Here is a 25,318-nt window from a genome sequence, read left to right as displayed (position 1 = left end):
CCCTCGTCCTGATCACTTTTCGGGTACACCGCATCCGGACAGGGGGTTGGTGCGTCTACGTCGGTATGGATCTGGAGAAACCGGCCGCCGAGGCACGGCAGCCCGAGCGGCCCGAGCGGCAGCCCGAGGGGTGTCTCGTCGTTGCGATTCGCCTCCCCGTGCGCATCGTCGTGCTCGTGCTGGTCGTGCCGGTACGGATGGTGTGGGACGCGCTCGTCGCCGGCGGGCGTCTCCTCAACGACGCCGTGCTGCGGCCCCTCGGGCGGGCACTGGCCTGGGTCGCGTGGGCCGTCCTCGTCTGGCCGTTCGTCGGGCTGTGGCGGTACGTCGTCGTGCCCCTCGCCAAGGCGCTCGGGTGGCTCGGGAACGTGCTCGTGGTCGTACCTCTGGTGTGGCTCTTCCGGTATGTGCTGACGCCCCTCGGCCACGGGGTCGCCTGGGTTTTCCGGGGGATCGGTGCCGGGCTCGGATGGCTTTACGCGCGTGTGCTGACGCCTCTCGGCCACGGGGTGCTGTGGGTGTACCTGGGGATCGGCGCCGGGCTCGGGTGGCTCTACGCGCGCGTGCTCACGCCTGGGGGGCACGGGGTCCTGTGGGTGCTCAGAGGGCTCGGGGCGGTGATCGCCGCCGTCGGGCTCGGTGTGTACGGCGCCGCCGCCTGGCTCGTGCGGTATCTGGTCGTCGTACCCGCGCGGTGGCTCTACGCGTGGGTTCTGACGCCGGTCGGGAGGGCGATCGCCTGGTGTGCCCGGGGGGTCGCGTGGCTGGTGAGCATGGGGGTCACCGGGATCGGGTTCGTTCTCTACTGGGTGCTGCGCCTGCTCCTCGTGCTGCCCGCGCTCGCGCTGTGGCGCTGGGTCCTGACGCCCGTGGGACGCGTTCTCGTGGTGATCGGGCGCGAGGTCGGTACCGCGCTCGGGCATGCCTGGCGGATCGCCGGGCACGTCTCGCTCGCCGTCGGACGGTTCCTGGGGACCCTCCTGCGGTGGATCTTCGTGGAGCCCGTGCGCTGGGTGTACCTGACCGTGCTGACGCCCGTCGGGCATGTCGTGCGGGACGCCGTTCTGCGGCCCGCCGCCGAGGCCGCGCGCAGTGTGGGCCGTTTCACCCGGCAGGCGCTGGCCGCCGCGCGCGACTCGGCACGGCAGGCGCGCGCCGACTTCCGCCGGATGCTCTTCGGGAAGTCGGGCGAGGAGCGTCAGCAGGCGGTCCCGGTGCCCCGGCGGGAACCAGGAAGCGCCGACGGACGTACTCTTGGTAGGAGTACGACCGCACTCACGAAGGACTAGGACACTGGGCAAGCGACAGCCCGAAGGCCCGCCGCCCGCACTCGCGGTGCAGCGCATCCGACTGCGCTACACCAAGCGTGGCCGCCTCCGGTTCACCAGCCACCGTGACTTCCAGCGCGCTTTCGAGCGTGCGCTGCGCCGAGCCGAGGTGCCGATGGCCTACTCGGCGGGGTTCACGCCGCATCCGAAGGTGTCGTACGCCAATGCCGCACCCACCGGCACGGGCAGTGAGGCGGAGTATCTGGAGATCGCGCTCACCGAAGCGCGCGATCCCGACAAGCTGCGTGAGCTGCTCGACGAGTCGTTGCCCGCCGGGCTCGACATCGTCGACGCGGTCGAGGCCCGGACCTCCGGGCTCGCCGACCGGCTCACGGCTTCCGTATGGGAGCTGCGACTGGAGGGTGTGGCGCCCGAGGACGCGCGCCGCGCCGTCGACATCTTCAACGCCGCCGAGACCGTCGAGGTCCAGCGCCTCGCCAAGAACGGCATGAGAACCTTCGACGCGCGAGGTGCGGTCGAGGGTCTCGAAGCATGTGAAGCAGGCGTTGGGGCGAGTGTCGAAACTCGTTTTGAGACGCACGGTCCACAGCCCGCCGCGAGCGTCGGCTCCACTGGAGCGGCTGGCCCCGCGCCCCTTGCTGGGCCTACGGACCAGCCCTGTGCGATACTGCGGCTGGTTGTTCGGCACGTGACGCCTGCTGTTCGACCCGACGACGTCCTGTCCGGTCTCCGCGCCGTGGCCGACCTGGCGCCGCCGGTCCCCGCTGCGGTGACCAGGCTGGCGCAGGGGCTGTTCGATGAAGAGACAGGCACGGTGACCGACCCGCTCGCGCCCGACCGCGAGGCAGCGGTGGCCCTCTCCATGGCCACTCCGACTGCCGCCGCGTCGCAGGCGCCGGCGTAAGGAAGGTCCCGCGAAGGGACGCACGTCGTAGCGTCGCCCTGGTACTCGGGAGCCACCTGGGTCGGGCAGCGCACCCACCACAAGACTTTCGCCAGGCCGTACGCAACATGGCGTACGGAACCGGCGAGACAGGACACAGAGAGCTCCCGTGCGGCGCCCGCGCCCCGGACGGCGGCACCGCGCACTGCGCGAGCCGCGGACGTCACCGGCACCCAAGCCGGACCAGGTGCGCGGCGCCCGGGAGCCTGACGGGAGAACCGCCCGCATGCTCGAACCGACCGAATCCGCTTCGGAGCCCACTGAGGGTTCCGCACACGACACCCCCAGCGACACCCTGCCGCCGCGCCGTCGGCGCCGCGCGGCGTCCCGCCCCGCGGGACCGCCTGTCGCCGGGGCCGAGGCCGCGTCCGTGGCCGAGACCACGACGCCGGCCCTGCCGGCCGCAGCGGCCGACAAGCCTGCTGGGGCCGACAAGGCCGCAGAGACCGACCAGCACGCCGGGAACGCCGAGGAAGAGGCCGCGCCCGCTCCTCGTACGCGCCGTCGGGCCACCCGGCGCGCGTCCGCGCCCGCCGGTGCGCCCGCCAAGGCTGCCGAGACCGCCGTATCCGCCCCGTCTGCCGAGGAGAGCGGCGAGCAGGGCGAGAAGAGCGACGAGGAGAGCGTGGCCGTCGAGGCCCCCGCCGTCGTGGAGGAGGCCGCGCCTGCTCCACGTGCCCGTCGCCGGGCCACCCGCCGGGTCTCCACGCCCGCCGCCGAGACCGAGACCGAGGCTGCGAACACGGAGGCTCCGGTCCCCGCCGCTGTCGCGGAGGTCGCCGAGGCCGAGGTGGAAGCCGAGCCCCCAATCGAGTCCGTCGAGGACGCCGCGCCGCGTCGCGGGCGTCGTCGGGTCGCCCGTAAGGCGGCTGTCGGGTTCTCCGCGCCCGCGCCCGCCGTCAAGAACGGTGAGAGCGAGGGTGGACGGCGTCCCGCGCGTCCGGCGGTCGCTGTGTTCCAGGCGCCCGTCTTCACCGAGCCGATGTTCCAGACGGCCGAGCGGGCCGCCGCCGCGGCTGCCGCAGAGGCGGCCGAGGACATCGAGGAACTCGAAGCTCCGGAGGACGAGGTCGAGGCCGCTCCGGTCGCCGAGACCGTCGTCGAGGAGCACGCGCCGCGCCGCCGGCGCCGTCGCCGGGGTGGCGACGAGGAGCCCGTGGCCGCCGCGCCCGTCGTGGTCGAGGAGCCGGAGGAGACGGAGGGCGTCGACGACGCCTACGAGTCCGCCGAGTCCACCGACGACGCCGACCCCGACGACGACGGCGAGGAGGGCCCCGGTTCGCGCCGCCGTCGCCGCCGCGGTGGCCGTCGAAGGCGCCGGGGCGAGTCCGCCGACTCCGACTCCGGTGACGACGACTACGCCGGCGAGGAGACCGCGCGGGCCGACGAGGACGCCGCGGACACCGTCGACCAGGTGGACGAGGACGCGGAGGAGGACGAGCGCGACGAGCAGGGCGGGTCCGGCTCCGCCAGCAGCCGTCGCCGTCGTCGTCGTCGGCGTCGCGCCGGTGACTCGTCCGGCGAGAGCGAGCCCGTGATCGTCGACGGCGACCCCGAGCGCACGATCGTCAAGGTCCGTGAGCCGCGTGCCAAGCGGGACGAGCACCCGAGTGACGAGGTGCAGTCCATCAAGGGCTCCACGCGCCTTGAGGCCAAGAAGCAGCGCCGCCGGGAAGGCCGTGAGCAGGGACGCCGACGCGTTCCGATCATCACCGAGGCCGAGTTCCTGGCCCGCCGCGAGGCCGTCGAACGCGTGATGGTCGTACGCCAGTACGGCGACCGCACCCAGATCGGCGTCCTTGAGGACAACGTGCTCGTCGAGCACTACGTCAACAAGGAGCAGTCGACCTCGTACGTCGGCAACGTGTACCTGGGCAAGGTGCAGAACGTGCTGCCTTCCATGGAGGCCGCGTTCATCGACATCGGCAAGGGGCGCAACGCCGTCCTGTACGCCGGTGAGGTCAACTTCGAGGCGCTGGGCATGGCCCACGGGCCGCGGCGCATCGAGAGCGCGCTGAAGTCCGGGCAGCCGGTGCTCGTGCAGGTCACGAAGGACCCGATCGGCCACAAGGGTGCCCGTCTGACGAGCCAGGTCTCGCTTCCCGGCCGCTACCTGGTCTACGTCCCCGAGGGGTCGATGACCGGCATCAGCCGCAAGCTGCCCGACACCGAGCGCGCGCGCCTGAAGACCATCCTCAAGAAGATCGTCCCCGAGGACGCGGGCGTCATCGTGCGCACCGCCGCCGAGGGCGCGAGCGAGGACGAGCTGCGTCGCGACGTCGAGCGGCTCCAGGCGCAGTGGGAGGACATCCAGAAGCTGTCGAAGAGCGGCAACGCGCCGACTCTGCTGTACGGCGAGCCGGACATGACCGTCCGCGTCGTGCGCGACATCTTCAACGAGGACTTCACCAAGGTCATCGTCAGCGGTGACGAGGCCTGGCAGACCATCCAGGGGTACGTGTCCCACGTGGCCCCGGACCTGACCGACCGGCTGTCGAAGTGGACCTCCGAGGTCGACGTCTTCGCGACGTACCGCATCGACGAGCAGCTCGCCAAGGCGCTCGACCGCAAGGTGTGGCTGCCCAGCGGCGGTTCGCTGGTGATCGACAAGACCGAGGCGATGATCGTCGTCGACGTCAACACCGGCAAGTTCACCGGCCAGGGCGGCAACCTGGAGGAGACGGTCACAAGGAACAACCTGGAGGCGGCCGAGGAGATCGTGCGCCAGCTGCGGCTGCGCGACCTGGGCGGCATCGTCGTCATCGACTTCATCGACATGGTCCTGGAGTCGAACCGGGATCTCGTGCTGCGGCGTCTGCTGGAGTGCCTGGGCCGCGACCGTACGAAGCACCAGGTGGCGGAGGTCACCTCGCTGGGCTTGGTCCAGATGACCCGGAAGCGGGTCGGACAGGGCCTCCTGGAGTCCTTCTCCGAGACCTGTGTCCACTGCAACGGCCGTGGTGTCATCGTGCACATGGAGCAGCCGACCTCCAGCGGAGGCGGCGGCAAGCGCAAGAAGCGCGGTCGTGGCGGTGCCGACCAGGAGCACACCCACGAGCACGACGTGCTGGTGGACGAGGCCGAGGACGAGGCCGAAGTCGAGGAGACGGAGACGGAGGCCGAGCTCGCCGCCGAGGTCGCGGCGCCCGTGGCGCTGTCGGCGACCGTCTTCGAGCCCGACGAGGAGCTCTACAACAGCGCCGCCGAGGCGGAGGCCGCGGCTGGCAGGGGTGGCCGTTCGAGGCGGCGCGCGAGCCGACGGGCCTCGGCTCCGGCGGGGGCGCCCAGGTCCGAGTCCCGCGGGACTCACGGGCGTGGTGCTGACACCCGTACGGCCGAGTCCGTCGTCGCCGAGGCCCCGGTAGTCGCGGAGGCGGCTCCGGTCGAGGTTCCGGAGGCCGTGGCTCACGCCGAGCCCATGGCTGTCGAGGATCCGGTCGTCGAGACGCCGGTCGCGGAGACGCCGGTCGCTGTGCAGGACGATGCGGCTCCCAAGGGGCGTACGCGTCGGCGGGCCACCCGCAAGGTGTCGGCTCCGGCCGGTTCGCCGAAGGCTGCCGACGAGGCTGTGGCCGAGACCGTGGTGACGGTCGTCGCCGAGCCGGTTGTGGAGCCGGTCGCGGAACCAGTCGTGGCTCCGGCTCCGGTCGAAGCTCCCGTGGCGACCGACAGCGCGGCTCCGGCCCGGCCGCGGCGACGTGCCGTGCGCAAGGCCACCGCGCCCACCTCGTCCGAGGAGGCGGCCGTCATGGTCGTCCCGACGGCCACCGAGCCTTCGGCGCCTGCCGAAGCGGCCGAGACCGAGGCCGAGGCAGAGGACGCGGTTCCCGCCAGGAAGACGGCGCGCAAGACCGCCGCCAAGAAGGCGACCACGGCCAAGAAGGCCGTCGCGAAGAAGACCGCCGCGGTCAAGAAGACGGCTGCCAAGAAGACGACGACGGCCGCGAAGAAGGTCACGTCGAAGAAGACGGCGTCGAAGAAGACGTCGGCTGCGGCCGAGCAGTCGGCGCAGACGTCCGTCTCGGCGGCCACGGAGGGCTGATCCCCTCCCCGGTTGTCCGAACCGGTAGTGCGGTGGTGCGGCGGTCCGTCCGGGTTTCTCCCGGCGGACCGCCGTCTTCGTCGTGAGCGTTTACGAGCTTCGTGAGCGGGGGACAGGGGCTCGGTTTGACCCGTTCAGGTCGGGCCCGTAATCTTGAGCGTCGGCATGTCCATAGTTTTTTTCCGTGACGTGCCACATCCCCGTAAACCTCATCCTCCTGAGCGCCGGTCATTCGGCGCGGCGGGAGAGGCCACTCGCTTCTGCCGGGCGGCTGGACTGCGGGGGTGTCGTTCCCGAGCGAGAGAGTGAGATCTGCGTGTACGCCATCGTGCGCAGCGGTGGTCGCCAGCACAAGGTTGCTGTCGGCGACATCGTTGAGGTTGACAAGATTTCCACTGCCAAGGTTGGCGACACGGTCGAGCTCTCGACCCTGCTCGTTGTCGACGGCGACGCCGTGACCAGCGACCCGTGGGTCCTGGCCGGCATCAAGGTCCAGGCCGAGATCGTGGATCACCACAAGGGCGTCAAGATCGACATCCTTCGCTACAAGAACAAGACCGGCTACCGCCGTCGTCAGGGCCACCGCCAGCAGTACACGGCGATCAAGGTCACTGAGATCCCCGCGGCTGCGAAGTAAGGGACTGAGGAGAGATGGCACACAAGAAGGGCGCATCGTCCACCCGGAACGGTCGCGACTCAAATGCTCAGCGGCTCGGCGTGAAGCGCTTCGGCGGTCAGGTCGTCAACGCCGGTGAGATCCTGGTCCGCCAGCGTGGCACCCACTTCCACCCCGGCGCGAGCGTCGGCCGTGGCAAGGACGACACGCTGTTCGCGCTGGCCGCCGGTGCGGTGGAGTTCGGTACCCACCGTGGGCGCAAGGTCGTGAACATCGTTCCGGTCGCCTGATCGGTTCTTTCGAGAGGCGGACCTCACTTCCCGAACGGGAAGCGGGTCCGCCTTTCGTGTGTTTTACCTAAACAGAGTTTTCGTACGTAACTGGAGGCACATCCCATGACCACCTTCGTGGACCGCGTCGAGCTGCATGTCGCCGCGGGTAGCGGAGGTCACGGCTGTGCCTCCGTCCACCGTGAGAAGTTCAAGCCGCTGGGCGGGCCCGACGGCGGCAACGGCGGGCGCGGCGGTGACGTGATCCTCACTGTCGACCAGTCCGTCACCACGCTGCTCGACTACCACCACTCCCCGCACCGCAAGGCCACCAGCGGCAAGCCCGGCGAGGGCGGCAACCGGTCCGGCAAGGACGGGCAGGACCTGGTTCTGCCGGTGCCGGACGGGACGGTCGTGCTCGACAAGGAGGGCAACGTGCTCGCCGACATGGTCGGGCACGGGACCTCGTACGTCGCCGCGGAGGGCGGGCGCGGTGGGCTCGGCAACGCCGCGCTGTCCTCGGCCCGGCGCAAGGCGCCCGGGTTCGCGCTGCTCGGGGTGCCCGGAGGGCTGCAGGACATCGTCCTGGAGCTGAAGACGGTCGCCGACGTGGCGCTGGTGGGGTACCCGAGCGCCGGTAAGTCGTCGCTGATCTCGGTGCTCAGCGCTGCCAAGCCGAAGATCGCCGACTATCCGTTCACGACGCTTGTGCCCAACCTGGGCGTGGTGACCGCCGGCGCGACCGTGTACACCATCGCCGATGTGCCCGGGCTCATTCCCGGTGCCAGCCAGGGCAAGGGGCTCGGCCTGGAGTTCCTGCGGCACGTGGAGCGGTGCAGCGTGCTCGTGCATGTGCTGGACACGGCGACGCTGGAGTCCGAGCGTGACCCCGTCTCCGACCTCGACATGATCGAGGAGGAGCTGAAGCAGTACGGCGGGCTGGGGAACCGGCCGCGGATCGTCGTCCTCAACAAGGTCGACGTGCCGGACGGTCTGGACCTCGCCGAGATGGTGCGGCCCGAACTGGAGGCTCGCGGGTACCAGGTGTTCGAGGTGTCCGCCGTCGCCCATATCGGGCTGAAGGAGCTGTCGTTCGCGCTCGCCGACGTGGTCGGGAAGGCGCGGGCCGCCAAGCCCAAGGAGGAGACGACCCGGATCGTCATCCGGCCGAAGGCCGTCGACGACGCGGGCTTCACCGTCGTCCAGGAGGAGGACGGGCTGTTCCGGGTCCGGGGCGAGAAGCCCGAACGCTGGGTGCGTCAGACCGACTTCAACAACGACGAGGCGGTTGGTTACCTCGCCGACCGGCTCAACCGGCTCGGTGTCGAGGACAAGTTGATGAAGGCCGGGGCCCGGGCGGGCGACGGCGTCGCCATCGGTCCCGAGGACAACGCCGTGGTGTTCGACTGGGAGCCCACGGTCATGGCGGGGGCGGAGATGCTGGGACGGCGTGGGGAGGACCACCGTCTTGACGTGCCGCGGCCGGCCGCGCAGCGGCGGCGCGATCAGCAGGCGGAACGGGACGAGGCGCAGAAGGAGTTCGACGACTTCGAGCCGTTCTAGGGGGTGCGGTGGGGGTGGCGGTGGGGTTGTTTCGCCCCCGCCGCCCCTACCCGTCCCATCCTGTTCCTGGGGGGCGGCGCCCCCCAGACCCCCCTGTCGGCCCTGAAGGGGCCTCGTCCTCAAACGCCGGACGGGCTGGAGGTGCGGGCCGGCGTTGAAAGGTGCCGCCTGGGCTGTAACACCATGCCTGGGCAGTAACGACCCCACCTGCGGCGCCGCACGTACCGTTTCCTATGTTCCCCCTCTGATTCATTCCTCAGGGGTCTCCTGTTCGTCGTGCCATGGGAGCTTCCGTAGGTCCAAGAGGCCTCCCAGGCAACGGAGTTCGACGATGAGTGGAGTCGTTTCGCCCGGCCGGCGCCGGTTTCTGACCGCCGGTGCCGCCACTGTCGGAGCCGCCGCGTCCGGGCAACTGCTGCTGGCGGGGACCGCCCGGGCCGCGCAAACCCCTTTGCCCGCCGGGGTGTTCAGCCTCGGGGTCGCCTCCGGGGACCCCCTGCCCGACGGTGTCGTGCTGTGGACCCGGCTCGCCCCCGATCCGCTCCACGGCGGTGGGATGCCCGACCGGGCCGTGGTCGTGGAGTGGCAGATATCCGAGGACTCCCGGTTCCGGCGGAAGGTCAAGCGCGGATACGCCTGGGCCCGGCCCGAGTTCGGGCACAGCGTGCACGCCGACATACGGGGCCTGCTCCCCGACCGGCACTACTGGTACCGGTTCCGGACCAGCGGGCAGCTCTCGGCGGTGGGGCGTACCCGTACCGCTCCCCGTCCGCTCGTCTCCGGCAGCCATCTGCGGCTCGCGCTCGCCTCCTGCCAGAACTGGCAGCACGGCTACTTCACTCCGTACGCCGACATGCTCGCCCAGGACCCGGACGTCGTCGTCTTCGTCGGCGACTACATCTACGAGTCCACGCCCGCGACCACCGGCGTACGCAAGCACGAGGGGACCGGCGAGCCGTACAGCCTCGTCGAGTACCGCAACCGGTACGCCCAGTACCGCAGTGACCCGCACCTCAAGGCGATGCACGCCGCCGCGCCCTTCGTCGTCTCCTTCGACGACCACGAGATCGACAACGACTTCGCCGGGGACATCCCGCAGGATCCCGCCAAGCAGACGCCCGAGGCGTTCGCGGCGCGGCTCACCGCCGGCTACCAGGCCTACTACGAGCACATGCCCGTACGCGCCACCGCCGTGCCCAACGGTCCCCACATACGGATGCACCGGCGGCTCGACTTCGGGCGGCTCGTGCGGCTCAACGTGCTCGACACCCGGCAGTACCGCAGCGACCAGGCCACCAGCCAGGCCGGTGCCCAGGACCCGGCGATGAGCATGCTCGGCGCCGCGCAGAAGCAGTGGCTGCTCAGCAGCCTGCACGGGTCGCAGGCGCGCTGGAACCTCATCGCCTCGCAGATCATGATGGCCGAGACCGACCTCAAGATCGGTGACGGCAAGCTCTGGTACTACGACGCCTGGGACGGCTACCAGGTCGAACGCAACGCTCTGCTCGCCGAGTTCGCGAAGGTGCGCAACCCCGTCGTTCTCTCCGGGGACCGTCACCTCACCATGATCAGCGACCTCAAGCGGGACTTCGCCGATCCCGGCTCTGAGGTCGTCGGTTCCGAGTTCGTCGGTACGTCCATTTCCAGCAACGGGGACCAGGACCCCGTCGCCTTCCACAAGCAGTGGGACCCGCTCAGGGCCGACAACCCGCACTGGAAGGTCATCGACCACCACCGCGGTTACCACCTCTTCGACATCAGGCGCGCGGGAATCGACGCCCAGGTCCGGATCGCCGACACCGTGACCAAGCCCACCTCCGCCTCCCGGACCCTCGCCAAGCTCCACGTCGAGTCCGGGAAGCCGGGAGTGCGGCAGGTCTGAGCGGTGCTCCCGAAAGGGCTGCGGCGACCGTAAGAAGAATCACTTGAATAATTTCCGGTGAATGACAGGTAGCGCGCGCATATGCGACAGAGGGCGCTCACCTTGCACTGCGGTAACGGCAGGTGGGACGATTTCAGGGTTCTCCGTTGCCCCGAGGTAGGTCGCCTGTGTCCCAGCGTAAAGACAAGCCCCGCACCACCGCCGTCGTCCTCGCGGGCGGCACCGGTCAGCGGGTGGGTCTGTCGATTCCGAAGCAGTTGCTGAAGATCGCGGGCAAGGCGGTCATCGAGCACACCCTCAGCACCTTCGAGCAGGCGGATTCGATCGACGACGTCATCGTGCTGATGGCACCCGGCTATGTGCCGGACGTCGAGAAGATCGTCGCCAAGGCCGGTTTCAAGAAGGTCACCCGGATCATCGAGGGCGGTGCCACGCGCAACGACACCACCGAGCGGGCCATCGAGGCCCTTGAGGAGGGGCTGGCCGAGGGCGAGGACCGCAACGTCCTGTTCCACGACGCCGTACGGCCGCTGCTGTCCCAGCGGGTCATCGACGACTGCGTGATCGCCCTGGAGCGTTACCAGGCCGTCGACGTCGCCATTCCCTCCGCCGACACGATCATCGTGACGCGTACGCACGGCGAGGACGGTGAGTTCATCACCGAGATTCCCGACCGGTCGAGGCTGCGGCGCGGTCAGACGCCCCAGGCGTTCAAGCTGTCGACCATCCGGCGGGCCTACGAGGTCGCGGCAGGCGACCCGAACTTCCAGGCCACGGACGACTGTTCGGTCGTCCTCCGGTATCTGCCGGACGTGCCGATCCACGTCGTCGCGGGCGACGAGTACAACATGAAGGTCACCCAGCCCGTCGACGTCTTCATCGCCGACAAGCTCTTCCAGCTCGCCTCCGCCGCCACGCCGGAACAGATGAGCGAGGAGGCCTATCGCGAGCTGCTCACCGGTAGGACGCTCGTCGTCTTCGGTGGGTCCTACGGCATCGGCAAGGACATCGCCGGGCTGGCCGAGGGGTACGGCGCCAAGGTGTACGCCCTCGGGCGCTCGACCACCGGCACGCACGTCGAGAACCCGGAGGAGGTCGACGACGCGCTGTCGAAGGCGTACTCCGAGACCGGGCGCATCGACTACGTCATCAACACGGCCGGCGTCCTGCGCATCGGCAAGCTCGCCGAGACCGACAACGCGACCATCGAGGAAGCGCTGAAGGTCAACTACCTGGCCCCCGTGCAGATCGCCCGCTCGGCCTACAAGTACCTCGCCGAGACCAAGGGCCAGCTGCTCCTGTACACCTCCAGCAGCTACACGCGCGGCCGGGCCGAGTACAGCCTCTACTCCTCCACCAAGGCCGCGATGGTGAACCTCACCCAGGCCCTGTCGGACGAATGGGCGGGCGACGGCGTCCGCGTCAACTGCGTCAACCCGGAGCGCACGGCCACGCCGATGCGTACGAAGGCCTTCGGCCAGGAGCCCGCGGGTTCGCTGCTCTCCTCCGAGGCGGTGGCCCGTACCTCGCTGGACGTGCTGCTGTCCGAGCTGACCGGGCATGTCATCGACGTCCGCCAGCAGGACCCGACGGCAGTGGCCGGCCGGGCCTCCGGCTTCGAACAGGCGCTCGCCAGCGTGCTCGACCGGCAGAACGACGACCTGGCATAAAAGCCCACACGGAATCCACGAAATCCACCGGCAGACACCCAGACAATTCCCGAGTAATTCCCCGATCACTCCCGGGCACTTCCCAGATACAGGTTCTCCTTGATTTCCACTGCTATTCGCGTCGCCCGGGTGGGCAGCCCGGCCGAGCTGGCCGCGGCGGTCCTCATGATGCTGGGCTTCCCCTGTCTCATGCTGGCCGCGCTCCTCCCGAGCGTGCCCGCCTTCGCCGCAGCCGCCGCAGTGACCTACCTGGCGGACCACTATCTGCACCGCCGGGGCAGCTATCTGGTCAACCGCCTCAGCAAGGTGCGGGCGGGCGTCTCCATCCGGTTCCTGGTCCGGGAACTGCTGGTGCTGTTGCTGCTGGCACGCCTCGACCTCTCCCGGAGCGTGATCTTCTACGCGGCGATCGCCTGCTTCATCGCCTTCTACGGCTTCCAGGCCCCCCACGGCGCCCTGATCACCCTGATCCGCAACCGCCGCCGGATGCCGGTCGCCACCCGCAACGTCGACCTGGCCTCACGCATCGCCATCCCCGACGCCCCGCCGCGCTTCCTGCTGGACCGCTCCACCGAGAAGATGCTCCACCTCGACCTGGCCGCGCTGACCGGCATCCTCATCACCACCGGGACCGGTTCGACGGCGTACGGCATGGTCGGCGTCGGCCTCACCCTCGGCCTGGCCTTCGTGTACGTCATCGCCCTCGCGCCCTATGTCCGGGGACGCCGCATCCCGCCGGACGCGGAGACGGTGCTCGCGGCGACGGACGCGTGGCTGCGCGAGTACCGGCCGCAGACGCTGCTGTACTTCTCCGGCTCCAAGGACTCGGCGTACCAGGTCAACATGTGGCTGGAGACGATGGAGCAGTTGGACACCCGTCCGCTGATCGTCCTCCGCGAACGCGTCATACTGCAGAACCTCGCACCCACGACCGTCCCCGTCATCTGTGTGCCCGGCGGCATCCATCTGATGAACCTGGACCTGCGCACGGTCCGGGTCGCGCTCTACGCGGCGAACGTCGGCAAGAACATCCACCTGCTGCGCGTACCGACCATGAAGCATGTCTTCATCGGGCACGGTGACAGCGACAAGATCGCCAGCGTGAACCCGTTCAGCAAGGCCTACGACGAGGTGTGGGTCGCCGGGCGGGCCGGGCGCGACCGGTACGCGATCGCCGACGTGGGCGTCCGGGACGAGGACATCGTCGAGGTCGGGCGGCCCCAACTGGCGCCCATCCGCGGGTCGCAGGGCATGCCCGGGGGCCGTATCCCGACCGTTCTGTACGCCCCCACGTGGGAGGGCTGGGACGACGACCCCGGCAACACCTCCATCCTGCTCGCCGGTGAGAACATCGTGCGCGAGCTGGTGTCGGCCGACCCGCCCGTCCGTGTGCTCTACAAACCGCACCCCTTCACCGGCACCCGCAGCGACGAGGCCAGGGCCGCGCACGAGCGGATCACCGCGCTGGTGGACAAGGCCGCGGTCGAACGGGCCGCCGACCCGCGCTTCCTGGGCGACCTCGAAGAGCAGACGCGGGCCAAGGCCGACCTCGCGCGTATCGAGGCTCGCCTCGCCGAACTGGCCGGGTCCGCCGGCGAGAAGGGCGACGAGGCGGAGGCGACCCGCGACGGGGTCGTCGACGTGGAGCGGCACGAGGAGATCGAGAAGCTGCGCGCCGAGTGGAACGACGCGTACTGGCGTTCGTTCGGCGCCGGGGAGCACCGGGTCGTCACGGGCGCCGAGCCACGGCTGTACGACTGCTTCAACGTGTCCGCCGCGATGGTCTCCGACATCTCCAGCGTGGTCTCCGACTTCATCGCGAGCGGCAAGCCGTACGCCGTGACGGACTCGGCGGCACTGGGTGCTGAGGAGTTCAAGCGGCAGAACACCGCGGTCCGTGCCGCCGTGATCCTCACCAACAGCGCCGAGGAACTGGGGCAGTTGCTGGACGCGGTGCGCGACCCGGCGGCCGATCCGCTGGCCGGTGAGCGCGCGGAGCTCAAGCGGTATCTGCTCGGGCCCGACGAGCCGCCGTCCATCGAGCAGTTCAACACCGCCACGGCGGACCTCGCGGTGAAGGCCGAGGCACGCAACGCGGGGCAGAAGCGGCAGGCGGCGGCAGCGCGGACCTGAGGGTGTGCGGGGGTGTGCGCTGGTCCGCCCACTGGACCAGCGCACACGCCTCACCCCTGTTCGCGTAAATTGCCCGTCAGTGCGGCCGGACGATCCGAGCCGGACGACCCGAGGGGACGGAACGCAGGTGGCAGGGGCAAGGCAGGCCGTCGCAGAGGCTCACAGGATTGTCGTCAAGGTGGGTTCCTCGTCGCTGACCACGGCGGCCGGCGGCCTCGACGCCGACCGGGTGGACGCGCTCGTCGACGTCCTCGCCAAGAGCCGCAGCGGTGGTGAGAAGGAGATCGTTCTCGTCTCCTCCGGTGCCATCGCCGCAGGTCTCGCCCCCCTCGGCCTGCGCAGGCGCCCCAAGGACCTGGCCCGCCAGCAGGCCGCCGCCAGCGTCGGGCAGGGTCTCCTCGTCGCCCGCTACACCGCCTCCTGCGCCCGCCACGGCATCCGGGTCGGCCAGGTGCTCCTGACCTCCGACGACACCAGCCGCCGCGCCCACCACCGCAACGCCTCCCGCACCCTCGACAAGCTCCTCGCGATGGGCGCCCTCCCGGTCGTCAACGAGAACGACACCGTCGCCACGGACGAGATCCGCTTCGGCGACAACGACCGCCTCGCCGCCCTCGTCGCCCACCTCGTCCGCGCCGACCTCCTCGTCCTGCTGTCCGACATCGACGGCGTGTACGACGGCGACCCCAGCAGGCCCGGTACGGCACGGATCGCCGAGGTGCGCGGTCCGGCCGACCTCGCCCACGTCGACATCGGCAGCGCGGGCAAGGCCGGCGTCGGTACCGGCGGCATGGTCACCAAGGTCGAGGCCGCCCGGATCGCCGCCGCCGCCGGTATCCCGGTGGTCCTGACCAGCGCTGTCCACGCCGCCGACGCCCTCGCGGGCCGGGACACGGGCACCTACTTCCACGCCACCGGCAGGCGCTCGGCCGACCGGCTGCTCTGGCTCCAGCACGCCTCCACCCCGCAGGGCTCGCTCACCCTCGACGACGGCGCCGTGCGCGCCATCGTCCAGGGGCGCAAGTCGCTGCTGCCGGCCGGGATCGCCGCGGTCGAGGGCGAGTTCGTCGCGGGCGACCCGGTCGAGCTGCGCGACGGCGCGGGCCACGCCGTCGCCCGGGGGCTCGTCAACTTCGACGCCAAGGAGATCCCCCAGCTGATCGGCCGCTCGACACGCGAACTGGCCCGCGAACTGGGCCCCGCGTACGAGCGCGAAGTCGTGCACCGGGACGACCTCGTCGTCCTGAACCCCTAGGGCCTGCGGCTCGTCACCCGTGGCCCCTCTCGTCGACTTGAGTCCCGCAAAGGCCGAAAACGGGGGGAACGCCCCGCAAATCCGCCCGCCGTGAGGTGGACGTTCCGCAAAAGTGCCCCATGAGGCGTGCGTACCTGCTTCTCTCTGTTTCAGGGAGATTCCGGCACGACCATCGGGTAAAGGAGGCCGCCGTGAGACGAGTGCGCCCTGGGGCGGCGGCGTCCCGCGGTGGAACCGCCTCCCGCAAGGTGGGCGAGGAGCGAGCCCTGACCAGCGTCGCGGCAGGCGCCCGCTTCGAGGAGGCGTACGAGGAGCCGAAGGATCTGCCGCGCCTGTGGCATGTCACGCTCAGCGTCTCCGGTGCCGAGGCCCCGCTGAAGGAGGTCCGGCGCGCTCTTGAGCAGCTCGCCCACGACCATCCCTTTCTGCTGACCAGCAGATACGCCAACGACCACGCGGAGATCCGCTACTGGGAGGAGGCCCGCGATCTGCACGACGCCGCGGCCGTCGCCCTGCGCCTGTGGGGCGAGCACCGCCAGACCGCGAAGCTGCCGCCCTGGGAGATCGTCGGCCTGGAGGTCATCGACCGTGAGACCTACCACTACCGCATCGCCGAGGGCTTCGGCCCGCAGCCGGCGACCCCGGTGGGCGTGCACCCGTTCTAGGCCCGCCGCCACTGGGCTGCCCCGCTGAGGCGGCCCGTTTCACGGGGTCCCGGGGCCTGTCTCGGGGTTTGGGATAGCCGGTGGACGGTTCCGTCCGGCGCACTACGCTTCCCACATGACCACGCTTTCGCCGTACGACTCGATGTCCCCGGTCACCCGGGCCGCCTACCGCGCCAAGGCCGCCGCCGCCGACCTCGCCCCCCTTCCGCGGGCCGAGAAGGACGACGCGCTGCTCGCCATCGCGGACGCGCTGGAGGTCCGTACGAGCGAGATCGTCGAGGCCAACGCCAAGGACGTCGCCCGCGCGCGCGAGGCCGGTACCAGCGAGACGGTCATCGACCGGCTGACGCTCACTCCGGAGCGGGTGCGCGCGATCGCCTCCGACGTCCGGGACGTGGTGGCGCTGCCCGACCCGGTCGGCGAGGTCGTCCGCGGCTCCACCCTGCCCAACGGCATCGACCTGCGCCAGGTCCGCGTCCCGCTGGGCGTCGTCGGCATCATCTACGAGGCCCGCCCGAACGTGACGGTCGACGCCGCCGCGCTCTGCCTGAAGTCCGGCAACGCGGTCCTGCTCCGCGGCTCGTCCTCCGCGTTCGAGTCGAACACCGCCCTGGTACGGGTCCTGCGCGACGCCGTCGGCGGGGCCGGCCTGCCCGCCGACGCCATCCAGCTCGTACCCGGCGAGGGCCGCGACTCCGTACGGGAACTGATGCGCGCCCGCGGCCTGGTCGACGTCCTGATCCCGCGTGGCGGTGCCTCCCTGATCCGGACCGTCGTCCAGGAGTCGACCGTCCCCGTCATCGAGACCGGCACGGGCAACTGCCATGTGTACGTGGACGCGCAGGCCGATCTCGGCATGGCGATCGAGATCCTGCTCAACTCCAAGGCCCAGCGCCCCAGCGTCTGCAACTCCGCCGAGACGCTCCTCGTCCACCAGGACATCGCCCCCGAGTTCCTGCCGCTCGCCCTGGACGCGCTGGCCGAGGCCGGGGTCACCGTGCACGCCGACGAGCGCGTACTGGCGTACGCGAAGGACTCGAAGGCCACCGTGGTCGAGGCGACCCCGGAGGACTGGGAGACCGAGTACCTGTCGTACGACATCGCCGCCGCCGTCGTCGACTCGCTGGACCGGGCCGTCGAGCACATCCGGCTGTGGACCTCCGGGCACACCGAGGCGATCGTGACGACCTCGCAGCAGGCCGCCCGCCGCTTCACCCAGCTGGTCGATTCGACGACGGTCGCCGTCAACGCCTCTACGCGCTTCACCGACGGCGGTCAGTTCGGTTTCGGCGCGGAGATCGGCATCTCGACGCAGAAGCTGCACGCGCGCGGGCCGATGGGGCTGCCGGAGCTGACCAGCACGAAGTACATCGTCACGGGCGACGGGCATATCCGCCGCTGAGAGGCATGATCGCGATTCCGTCCGCCGGGGCGCCCCGGCGGACGGCGGACGTACGCCCGGCGCTGTGCCCCCGGTGGTCCGGGGCGGGCGACGGCGGCCGGCGAGCGTAAACGCATCTCATCCGGTAGCTGAATTTCCCTACGGTCTGCCCAAAATGACACCCCCGGTCTACTCTGGATCTGTGCCGGAGGACGTGGGGGGCACGCCGTTCTTCCCTGACGGCTGGGAGCCCGACGACGACCACGACCGCGGGGTGTCGGACGAAGAGTTCGCCTCCGTGGTCTTCGACGAGGCCTTCGTGCAGGCGGCCGTGGCGCACGAGCCGACCGCCGTCGAACGCCTCCTAGCCGCAGCGCAGGCGAGAGCGGAGGCCTCCGAGGCCGAGGCGCGCCGGGCGCGCCCCAGAGGTCCCAGAGGGGACGACGAGCGCCACGAAGACGGCTTCGGCCCCGACGACCCCGCCTATTTCGGCCACGATGCGGATCTCGACGACCTGGACGACGCACAGTTCCTGGAGAGCCGCTACGGCGCTCCCGGCACGCACGGCAAACAGGTCTCCCGCTGGCACCGCCCGGTCGCCTGGATGCTCGCCCTCGTGATGGGGATCGGCATGGTCGCGCTGGCTTTCACGGCGGTCTACCGGGGGGCGTCCTCCAGCCGTCAGGAGGTGGTGCCGCCGCCCGCCTCGACCGGTCTTGAGCAGGGCAGCGGGCTGGGCCACGCGGCGAGCCCTTCGGCCTCGGCCGACTACTCCCACCCGGCCGTCTCGGCGATCCCGCGGACGCCCTGACGCGAACCCGCCCCTGCCCTGTTCCCTGCTGGTGAGAACCTGTCAGAACTTGTCGTGCGGCTGCGCGTTTACCGAGGCTTCCGCCGACCTACTCTGAATGTATGGGCGGACCAGGAGACCCACCTGAGGGGACACCCGAGGCTGTCCCTGGTGGCGGCGAGGACGAGTACCGATCCGTCGTCTTCGACGAGTCGTTCGTCCGCGCTGCCCGGCTCCAGGAGTTCTCCGCCCAGGAGCGCCTGGACGACCACGCGCCCGCCGTACGCCGTCGTCAGCCCCTGCACCGAGGGCTGTCCCGGCAGGCGCTGATCCTCGTCCTGCTGATCGCTCTCGCCCTCGGCACCGCGATCTACATGGGGGTACGGAACCCCTACGAGAGCCCGGTCGCCAAGCTGTCCCCAGAGCCGCTGCGGATGACCGTCATCCCGCTCGCGCCGCAGGGAGCCGTGCCCGGCGCGAACGATCCCGAACAACTGTTCGCGAACAGTCCGGCGGCCCAGTTCTCCATAGGTGCCGAGGGCATCGCGCTGCCCGCCACGCGGAGCACCGCACACTTCTCGGACGGCCAGGTCGTCAGCGCCCTGACCACCGCCAAGGACTACATAGTCGAGTCCTCGCTCTATCCGGAGGTGCTCACCGGCAGCGAGGTCCGGGCCGTGCGGGTGATGCTCGATCCGGACCAACTCGACCAGTTCGACGCGAGCTTCGACCGCCCGACCGGCGACGGCAGGCACGCGCCCACCGGATGGCTGGTGCGCTTCGACCCCTCCCGCGTCCAGCTGGCCGACGACAGGATCCGGGTTCGGGGCACGCTGCGGGCCACCGAGACCGACTCGGCGACCCTGGAGGTCGTCGCGGACCACACCTTCGTGTACGCGCTGCGGCCGGCCGGCGCCGGTGAGCGGGCGAAGGCGTCCCTGTTCACCGTCCGCCGCGAGCTGCACTTCAGCTTCGACCGTGACGACCTGCGGATGCACCAGGCCCGGCTGGTCGTCTCCTACGTCCAGGCCGGACCGCTGTCCTGTGCGGAGGACTCCGTCGGTTACCTGCGGCCGCTGCTGGCCGGCCAGACCGCGAAGGCGGGTGGCCCCGCCGGTACGGATCCGTTCGCCACGGGTGGCGCTACGGCGCTGTGCGGGTCGCTGGCGGCGGGGGCGCAGCCGAAGGTCTAGCGCTCCGCGGGAAGTGCGGTACTGAATCTGCGGGCCGGTGGGGTCTTGTCGCGCCCTCGCGCCGGAGCCGCAGATCGACACAGCCCCCGCGCCCCTCAGGGGCGCGGGGGCTGGTCCTTGGGCGGTGTGGAGTCGTCGCCGGGCGTGCCGCCGGGCGCGGAGCCGCCGAATCCGCCGAATCCGCGCCGGACCCGGCCGCCGAGGTCGCCCGCCCCGCCCGCGATGTCGGAGACCAGCTTCATCAGCGGGTCCTTGGAGTCCTTGACGTTGCTCGCGTAGCTCGCCGCCGACTCGCGGAAGGAGCCGGAGACCGAGGTGTCCTTGTCCTCGGTGCGGCGCGGGTAGTGGCCGTCCATGATCCGCTGGTAGTCGCGGGACTCCGCCCACTTCTTCAGCTCGGCGGCGCGCACGGTGGTGAAGGGGTGGGTGCGCGGCAGGACGTTGAGGATCTTCAGCACGGAGTCGCGCAGGTCGCCGCCCGCCTCGTACTCCTCGGCCTGGGCGAGGAACGCGTCCACGTTCATCTCGTGCAGGTGGTTGCCGCCGGCGATCTTCATCAGGCCGCGCATCGAGGCCTTGAGGTCCTGGCCGACGAGCAGTCCCGCGCGGTCGGCGGACAGCTCCGACTTGCGGAACCACTCACGCAGGGCGGTGACGATCGCCATGATCGCGATGTTGCCCAGCGGGATCCAGGCGACGCGGAGGGCCAGGTTGGTCAGGAAGAGCAGGATGGTCCGGTAGACGGAGTGGCCCGAGAGCGCGTGTCCGACCTCGTGCCCGACGACGGCCCGCATCTCCTCCTCGTCGAGCAGCTCGACGAGGCCGGTGGTGACGACGATGATCGGCTCGTCCAGACCGATGCACATCGCGTTGGGCTGCGGGTCCTGGTTGACGTACATCGGCGGGACCTTCTCCAGGTCCAGGATGTGGCAGGCGTCGCGCAGCATGGCGTTGAGGTGGGCGAACTGCTGGTCCGAGACGCGCACGGAGTCGGACAGGAACAGCAGCCGCAGGCTGCGCTCGGGAAGCAGTCCGCTGAGCGCCTTGAAGACGGTGTCGAACCCGGTGAGCCTGCGCAGGGCGACCAGGGCGGAGCGGTCGGCCGGGTGCTCGTACGCCCGGGAGGAGATCCCCGGGAAGCGGGTGCGCTGTCTGCTGGGCACGTTCTCCTGGCCCTCGGGCTCCTGCCCGTTGCTCTCACGGCTGTCGTCGGACATGTGTTCCCCCCATGCGTCTGATTGCCTCATGTGCCCCCCGAGCGGGGCCCAGCCTAGGCGGAGATACCGTGGCGGGGCAGCACACCGTAAGGAGCGATCCGATGGACCACACCCCCGTAACCGACTGGATCACCGAGGCCGCGAGCGCCGCCGAGAAGCAGGGATCCGGCGATCTGCTCCGGATCGTGCTGATCGTGATGTTCTTCGGCTGCATCCTGACCGCGTGGCTCCTGCTGCGGGGGTACAGGCAGAAGGACGACTGAGACGGGCCGGAAGTTCCCGCCCCGGACCTGTCGGCGGAGTCGGCGTGACCCCCGTCGACGGGCACGCTTACGATGAGCCGACGTCTTTATCCCGCCCTCACCGGATAGGTCCTGCCGAAGATGAGCTTCCACAGCACCGCAGCCCAGTTGGTCACCCTCGCAGCCGAGGGCGAGGAGCACACCGGCAACCACGAGAGCCTCAGCGCCTACGTCACAGGTGGCGGCGCCTTCCTCATCCTGATGCTCCTGCTGTGGATCACCACCCGCTTCAACCGAGACCGCTGATTCCGGTCCAGGAGGGGCCGGAGGCTGCGGCCGGTGCCCTCAGGCCGGGCCGGTAGGGTCTGCCGCATGGGAGAGCAGGACATGCCTACCGGTCCGGCGAACAACGCCGGCGACCGTCCGGCGCGCGACACGGAGAACCCGCCGGGGCTCCGGCGTGTGCCCGGCAACGGTCCGTCGAACCCGGGCAAGCGCCGCCTCGGCGTCATGGGCGGCACATTCGATCCGATCCACCACGGGCACCTCGTGGCGGCCAGCGAGGTCGCCGCGCAGTTCCACCTCGACGAGGTGGTGTTCGTACCGACCGGACAGCCGTGGCAGAAGACCGACCGCAAGGTGTCGCCGGCCGAGGACCGCTACCTGATGACGGTCATCGCGACCGCCGAGAACCCCCAGTTCTCGGTCAGCCGCATCGACCTCGACCGCGGTGGCCCGACGTACACCACGGACACCCTGCGCGACCTGCGCGCGCTCAACCCCGACACGGACCTGTTCTTCATCACGGGCGCCGACGCGCTCGGCCAGATCCTCACCTGGCGCGACGCCGACGAACTGTTCTCCTTCGCGCACTTCATCGGGGTCACCCGGCCCGGCCACACCCTGACCGACCCGGGACTCCCGGAGGGCGGTGTCTCGCTCGTCGAGGTTCCCGCCCTGGCCATCTCGTCCACAGACTGCCGTGCGAGGGTGGCCAAGGGCGACCCGGTCTGGTATCTGGTGCCGGACGGTGTGGTGCGCTACATCGACAAGCGCGAGCTGTACCGCGGCGAGTGAGCCGAGAGGGGCACCGGTGAACGACCCATACGACTCCGGGTACGACGGCGACCAGCAGTACGAGCTCGTCGGCTACGACGACTACGGCCGGCCTGTTTACCAGCCGGCGGCGCCGCCGCAGCAGTACCAGCAACAGCAACAGGTACAGCCGCCGGGGCAACAGTCCTACGACCCTTACGCACAGCAGTCCCCGCAGACACAGACGCAGGGGTACGAGGGGTACGGCTACGACCCGTACGCGACCGGGCAGCAACAGCCCGTCCCGTCGTACGACCCGTACGGAGCCGGGAACCCGGCCACCGGGTACGACCCCTACGGGCAGGCGGCGAGCAGTGGGCAGCAGCCCCGGGTCGCCGAGCAGGCGGCGCCCTCGGTACCGACGGCACGGACCGCGCAGGCCGAACAGACCGCCTACGTCCCGCAGCAGGGCGGTCCCGTCGAGGGCGACGTTCCGCAGGACCGGGAGAGCCCGCAGGACGGGGGCGAACGCGACTACAGCACCCAGCAGTTCGCCTTCGTCGAGGAACCCACCGGTGACTCCGAGGACGTCATCGACTGGCTGAACTTCACCGAGAACCGCACCGAGCGCCGCGAGGAGGCCAAGCGCCGCGCCCGTGGCCGCGCCGTCGCCCTGGTCGTCGTCCTCGCCCTGGTGGCGGTGGGCGGGGTCGGCTATCTCTGGTACGCGGGGAAGCTGCCCGGGACGTCGTCCGCGGACAGCACGACCGGCGGCGCGACCGCCGCGGGGGCCCAGAAGCGCGACGTCGTCGTCGTCCACCTGCACAACACCAAGAAGGGCGGCACCTCCACGGTGCTGCTCGTCGACAACGCCACCGCCAAGCAGGGCACCACCGTCCTGCTGCCCAACTCCCTCGCCCTGACCGGCGACGACGGCACCACGACCACGCTCGCCAAGTCCGTCGCCGACGACGGCTCCTCCGGGACCCGCGACGCGCTCGACACCGTCCTCGGCACCGACATCGAGGGCACCTGGCGGCTCGACACCCCCTACCTGCAGAACCTCGTCGAGCTGGTCGGCAACATCGACATCGACACCAACGCCGACGTACCCGATCCGGACGCCAAAAAGAAGGGCACGGCGCCCCTGGTGAAGAAGGGCGAGGACCAGACCCTCAGCGGCAAGATGGCCGTCGCCTACGCCACCTACCTCGCCTCCGGCGAGGCCCAGGACGCCCAGCTCGAGCGTTTCGGGCAGGTCATGCAGGGCGTGCTGCGCAAGCTGTCCTCCGACACCCAGGCCGCGACGGTCACCGTGCAGACGCTGGCGCAGATCCTCGACCCCTCGCTGACCGACAAGGACCTCGGCAGCTTCCTCGCCAGGCTCGCCGACCTCGCCAAGGGCGGCGACTACAGGACCGCGTTGCTGCCCGTGCAGGGCGACGGCACCCTGAGCGCCCAGGCCAGCTCCTCGGTCGTCAAGACCGTGCTCGGCGGCACCGCCAAGAACCCCGACAAGGGCGCCGCGGTCCGTGTCTCCGTCCAGAACGCCAGTGGCGACAAGGGCGACACCGAGAAGGCCCGCATCGTCCTCCTCAACGGCGGCTTCACCTTCCTGGAGGCCGGAACGGCCGAAACCGCCCGCGCCACGTCCCAGGTCACCTACGCCGACGCGGCCGACAAGGACAACGCCACCGAGGCCGCCAAGACGCTGGGTCTGCCCACGAGCTCGGTGAAGAAGGGCACGGTCTCCTCGAACGCCAACGTGTCCGTGATCCTCGGCCAGGACTACGAGCCGGCGTCCTGAAGGCACGACGGAGCGCACACCCCGGGCCCGGAGCGGGTGCCCCGGGGTGTGATCCGGTAATGACGTGGGGTGGTGTCGGTGGTCCGTGAGACCCTTGGGTAACCCGCACGGGTTCCCGACCGCCGACCGAAAGCCTTGTAGTGACCGCCACTGACCGTTCCATCGAGCTCATCTCCGCCGCCGCTCAGGCGGCTGCCGACAAGCTCGCGCACGACATCATCGCCTACGACGTCAGCGACGTGCTGTCGATCACGGACGCCTTCCTGCTGGCCTCCGCACCCAACGACCGCCAGGTCAAGTCGATCGTCGACGAGATCGAGGAGCGGCTCAGCAAGGAGCTCGGCACCAAGCCGGTCCGCCGCGAGGGCGACCGCGAGGCCCGCTGGGTGCTCCTGGACTACGTCGACATCGTCGTCCACGTCCAGCACAGCGAGGAGCGCGTCTTCTACGCCCTGGAGCGGCTCTGGAAGGACTGCCCCGAGCTGGAGCTGCCCGCCGACGCCAAGGCCACCCGCGGCAAGGCCGCCGAGCACGCCAAGCTTCGGGCCGAGGAGGACACCGCCGACTTCGAAGGCCTGCGGTGACCGCCCCCGCGCCCGCCGGGGCCCGCCGCAAGCCGGGCCCGGGCCGTCGCCTCATCCTGTGGCGCCACGGCCAGACGGCGTGGAACGTGGAGCGGCGCTTCCAGGGCACCACGGACGTGGAGCTCACCGAGACCGGCGTCGGCCAGGCCCGCCGCGCCGCCCGGCTGCTCGCCTCCCTGAAGCCCGACGCGATCGTCGCCTCGGACCTCCAGCGCGCGGCGCACACCGCACGCGAACTCGCCGAGCTCACCGGCCTCACGGTGACGCACGACGAGGGCCTGCGCGAGACGTACGCGGGCGTCTGGCAGGGGCTGACGCACGACGAGATCATCGCCCGCCACGGCGACGAGTACGCCGCGTGGAAGCGCGGTGAGCCGATCCGCCGCGGCGGCGGCGAACTGGAGACCGAAGTCGCCGACCGCGCCGCCCCGGTGGTGCTGCGGCACGCCGAGAAGATCCCCGAGGACGGCACCCTCGTGGTGGTCAGCCACGGCGGCACCATCCGGACCACCATCGGGCGCCTGCTCGGCCTGGAGTCCCGCCACTGGGAGAGCCTCGGCGGTCTCTCCAACTGCTGCTGGTCCGTCCTCGGTGAGGGCGCCCGTGGCTGGCGTCTCCTGGAGCACAACGCCGGCACACTGCCCGAACCGGTCCTCGGTGACGACGACTGACCACCCCTCCCCGCACCCCGTGAGGGACCGGGACCCGGATTTCACTTTCCGGCTGGTCACAGGCTAAAGTT

Annotated in this window: 21 protein-coding genes; 20 read left to right on the top strand and 1 reads right to left on the bottom strand. The window is 70.5% G+C overall.

What is annotated here, in order from left to right:
• The first annotated feature begins 65 nt into the window (after nucleotides 1-65).
• From IEY89_RS20560 to IEY89_RS20495, 14 genes are all read left to right on the top strand, one after another.
• Complete coding sequence (locus IEY89_RS20560) at nucleotides 66-1,289, top strand: hypothetical protein (protein WP_189148912.1); 1,224 nt, start codon at nucleotides 66-68, stop codon at nucleotides 1,287-1,289.
• Between the two features lie 46 nt (nucleotides 1,290-1,335).
• Nucleotides 1,336-2,193, top strand: coding sequence for a TIGR03936 family radical SAM-associated protein (locus IEY89_RS20555; protein WP_189148911.1), 858 nt, complete (start codon nucleotides 1,336-1,338; stop codon nucleotides 2,191-2,193).
• A 265-nt stretch (nucleotides 2,194-2,458) separates the two neighbouring features.
• Complete coding sequence (locus tag IEY89_RS20550) at nucleotides 2,459-6,274, top strand: Rne/Rng family ribonuclease (protein ID WP_189148910.1); 3,816 nt, start codon at nucleotides 2,459-2,461, stop codon at nucleotides 6,272-6,274.
• A 316-nt stretch (nucleotides 6,275-6,590) separates the two neighbouring features.
• The gene (gene rplU / locus IEY89_RS20545; RefSeq protein WP_006374708.1) at nucleotides 6,591-6,911 is read left to right on the top strand and encodes a 50S ribosomal protein L21; all 321 of its coding nucleotides are present in this window, start codon (nucleotides 6,591-6,593) and stop codon (nucleotides 6,909-6,911) included.
• Nucleotides 6,912-6,925: 14 nt separating this feature from the next.
• Nucleotides 6,926-7,180 carry a 50S ribosomal protein L27 gene (gene rpmA, locus IEY89_RS20540; protein ID WP_006374707.1) on the top strand — a complete coding sequence of 85 codons (255 nt, stop codon included), beginning with the start codon at nucleotides 6,926-6,928 and terminating at the stop codon, nucleotides 7,178-7,180.
• A gap of 105 nt (nucleotides 7,181-7,285) precedes the next feature.
• Nucleotides 7,286-8,722 carry a GTPase ObgE gene (gene obgE / locus IEY89_RS20535; protein WP_189148909.1) on the top strand — a complete coding sequence of 479 codons (1,437 nt, stop codon included), beginning with the start codon at nucleotides 7,286-7,288 and terminating at the stop codon, nucleotides 8,720-8,722.
• A gap of 331 nt (nucleotides 8,723-9,053) precedes the next feature.
• Complete coding sequence (locus tag IEY89_RS20530; RefSeq protein WP_189148908.1) at nucleotides 9,054-10,604, top strand: alkaline phosphatase D family protein; 1,551 nt, start codon at nucleotides 9,054-9,056, stop codon at nucleotides 10,602-10,604.
• A 167-nt stretch (nucleotides 10,605-10,771) separates the two neighbouring features.
• Nucleotides 10,772-12,274 (top strand): bifunctional cytidylyltransferase/SDR family oxidoreductase, encoded by a 1,503-nt coding sequence (locus IEY89_RS20525; protein ID WP_189148907.1) that lies wholly within the window; start codon nucleotides 10,772-10,774, stop codon nucleotides 12,272-12,274.
• A 99-nt stretch (nucleotides 12,275-12,373) separates the two neighbouring features.
• Nucleotides 12,374-14,407, top strand: a complete 2,034-nt coding sequence (locus IEY89_RS20520; protein ID WP_229695329.1) for a hypothetical protein — start codon at nucleotides 12,374-12,376, stop codon at nucleotides 14,405-14,407.
• A gap of 127 nt (nucleotides 14,408-14,534) precedes the next feature.
• Nucleotides 14,535-15,662 (top strand): glutamate 5-kinase, encoded by a 1,128-nt coding sequence (gene proB / locus IEY89_RS20515; RefSeq protein WP_189148906.1) that lies wholly within the window; start codon nucleotides 14,535-14,537, stop codon nucleotides 15,660-15,662.
• A gap of 200 nt (nucleotides 15,663-15,862) precedes the next feature.
• Nucleotides 15,863-16,327: a DUF8830 family protein gene (locus IEY89_RS20510; protein WP_189149020.1), complete on the top strand. Its 465-nt coding sequence runs from the start codon at nucleotides 15,863-15,865 to the stop codon at nucleotides 16,325-16,327.
• A 115-nt stretch (nucleotides 16,328-16,442) separates the two neighbouring features.
• Nucleotides 16,443-17,729 carry a glutamate-5-semialdehyde dehydrogenase gene (locus IEY89_RS20505; protein ID WP_189148905.1) on the top strand — a complete coding sequence of 429 codons (1,287 nt, stop codon included), beginning with the start codon at nucleotides 16,443-16,445 and terminating at the stop codon, nucleotides 17,727-17,729.
• A 181-nt stretch (nucleotides 17,730-17,910) separates the two neighbouring features.
• Nucleotides 17,911-18,519 carry an SCO2584 family spore wall biosynthesis protein gene (locus tag IEY89_RS20500; RefSeq protein WP_444545543.1) on the top strand — a complete coding sequence of 203 codons (609 nt, stop codon included), beginning with the start codon at nucleotides 17,911-17,913 and terminating at the stop codon, nucleotides 18,517-18,519.
• Between the two features lie 101 nt (nucleotides 18,520-18,620).
• Nucleotides 18,621-19,691 carry an SCO2583 family membrane protein gene (locus IEY89_RS20495; RefSeq protein ID WP_189148903.1) on the top strand — a complete coding sequence of 357 codons (1,071 nt, stop codon included), beginning with the start codon at nucleotides 18,621-18,623 and terminating at the stop codon, nucleotides 19,689-19,691.
• A gap of 95 nt (nucleotides 19,692-19,786) precedes the next feature.
• Here IEY89_RS20495 and IEY89_RS20490 read toward each other — a convergent pair whose 3' ends face one another.
• Nucleotides 19,787-20,908: a M48 family metallopeptidase gene (locus IEY89_RS20490; RefSeq protein ID WP_189148902.1), complete on the bottom strand. Its 1,122-nt coding sequence runs from the start codon at nucleotides 20,906-20,908 to the stop codon at nucleotides 19,787-19,789.
• Nucleotides 20,909-21,009: 101 nt separating this feature from the next.
• Here IEY89_RS20490 and IEY89_RS20485 point away from each other — a divergent pair, with 101 nt between their 5' ends.
• The 6 genes from IEY89_RS20485 to IEY89_RS20460 all read left to right on the top strand — a co-directional run bounded on the left by IEY89_RS20485 (nucleotide 21,010) and on the right by IEY89_RS20460 (nucleotide 25,247).
• Nucleotides 21,010-21,171, top strand: a complete 162-nt coding sequence (locus IEY89_RS20485) for a hypothetical protein (protein WP_189148901.1) — start codon at nucleotides 21,010-21,012, stop codon at nucleotides 21,169-21,171.
• Nucleotides 21,172-21,291: 120 nt separating this feature from the next.
• Nucleotides 21,292-21,456: a hypothetical protein gene (locus tag IEY89_RS20480; RefSeq protein ID WP_189148900.1), complete on the top strand. Its 165-nt coding sequence runs from the start codon at nucleotides 21,292-21,294 to the stop codon at nucleotides 21,454-21,456.
• A gap of 66 nt (nucleotides 21,457-21,522) precedes the next feature.
• A complete protein-coding gene (gene nadD, locus IEY89_RS20475) occupies nucleotides 21,523-22,227 on the top strand; it encodes a nicotinate-nucleotide adenylyltransferase (RefSeq protein ID WP_189148899.1) in 705 nt (234 codons plus the stop codon).
• A 16-nt stretch (nucleotides 22,228-22,243) separates the two neighbouring features.
• Nucleotides 22,244-23,992, top strand: a complete 1,749-nt coding sequence (locus tag IEY89_RS20470; RefSeq protein ID WP_189148898.1) for an LCP family protein — start codon at nucleotides 22,244-22,246, stop codon at nucleotides 23,990-23,992.
• Nucleotides 23,993-24,132: 140 nt separating this feature from the next.
• The gene (gene rsfS, locus IEY89_RS20465; RefSeq protein ID WP_189148897.1) at nucleotides 24,133-24,576 is read left to right on the top strand and encodes a ribosome silencing factor; all 444 of its coding nucleotides are present in this window, start codon (nucleotides 24,133-24,135) and stop codon (nucleotides 24,574-24,576) included.
• Complete coding sequence (locus tag IEY89_RS20460) at nucleotides 24,573-25,247, top strand: histidine phosphatase family protein (RefSeq protein ID WP_189148896.1); 675 nt, start codon at nucleotides 24,573-24,575, stop codon at nucleotides 25,245-25,247. Before rsfS ends, IEY89_RS20460 begins: the two co-directional genes overlap by 4 nt.
• The last annotated feature ends 71 nt before the right edge of the window (nucleotides 25,248-25,318 follow it).

It is taken from the genome of Streptomyces lacrimifluminis (genome assembly GCF_014646095.1).
GTDB lineage: Bacteria > Actinomycetota > Actinomycetes > Streptomycetales > Streptomycetaceae > Streptomyces > Streptomyces lacrimifluminis.
The sequence above is the reverse complement of the archived record's forward strand: the minus strand, read 5'-3'. Positions and strand labels throughout refer to the sequence as shown.

Excerpts from the sequence above, each read along its gene's own strand:
- IEY89_RS20550 (WP_189148910.1), top strand. The coding sequence starts at position 2,459 with ATGCTCGAACCGACCGAATCCGCTTCGGAGCCCACTGAGGGTTCCGCA.
- IEY89_RS20495 (WP_189148903.1), top strand. The coding sequence starts at position 18,621 with ATGGGCGGACCAGGAGACCCACCTGAGGGGACACCCGAGGCTGTCCCT.
- nadD (WP_189148899.1), top strand. The coding sequence starts at position 21,523 with ATGGGAGAGCAGGACATGCCTACCGGTCCGGCGAACAACGCCGGCGAC.
- IEY89_RS20490 (WP_189148902.1), bottom strand. The coding sequence starts at position 20,908 with ATGTCCGACGACAGCCGTGAGAGCAACGGGCAGGAGCCCGAGGGCCAG.
- obgE (WP_189148909.1), top strand. The coding sequence starts at position 7,286 with ATGACCACCTTCGTGGACCGCGTCGAGCTGCATGTCGCCGCGGGTAGC.
- IEY89_RS20485 (WP_189148901.1), top strand. The coding sequence starts at position 21,010 with ATGGACCACACCCCCGTAACCGACTGGATCACCGAGGCCGCGAGCGCC.
- rpmA (WP_006374707.1), top strand. The coding sequence starts at position 6,926 with ATGGCACACAAGAAGGGCGCATCGTCCACCCGGAACGGTCGCGACTCA.
- IEY89_RS20530 (WP_189148908.1), top strand. The coding sequence starts at position 9,054 with ATGAGTGGAGTCGTTTCGCCCGGCCGGCGCCGGTTTCTGACCGCCGGT.
- IEY89_RS20560 (WP_189148912.1), top strand. The coding sequence starts at position 66 with ATGGATCTGGAGAAACCGGCCGCCGAGGCACGGCAGCCCGAGCGGCCC.
- IEY89_RS20505 (WP_189148905.1), top strand. The coding sequence starts at position 16,443 with ATGACCACGCTTTCGCCGTACGACTCGATGTCCCCGGTCACCCGGGCC.
- IEY89_RS20480 (WP_189148900.1), top strand. The coding sequence starts at position 21,292 with ATGAGCTTCCACAGCACCGCAGCCCAGTTGGTCACCCTCGCAGCCGAG.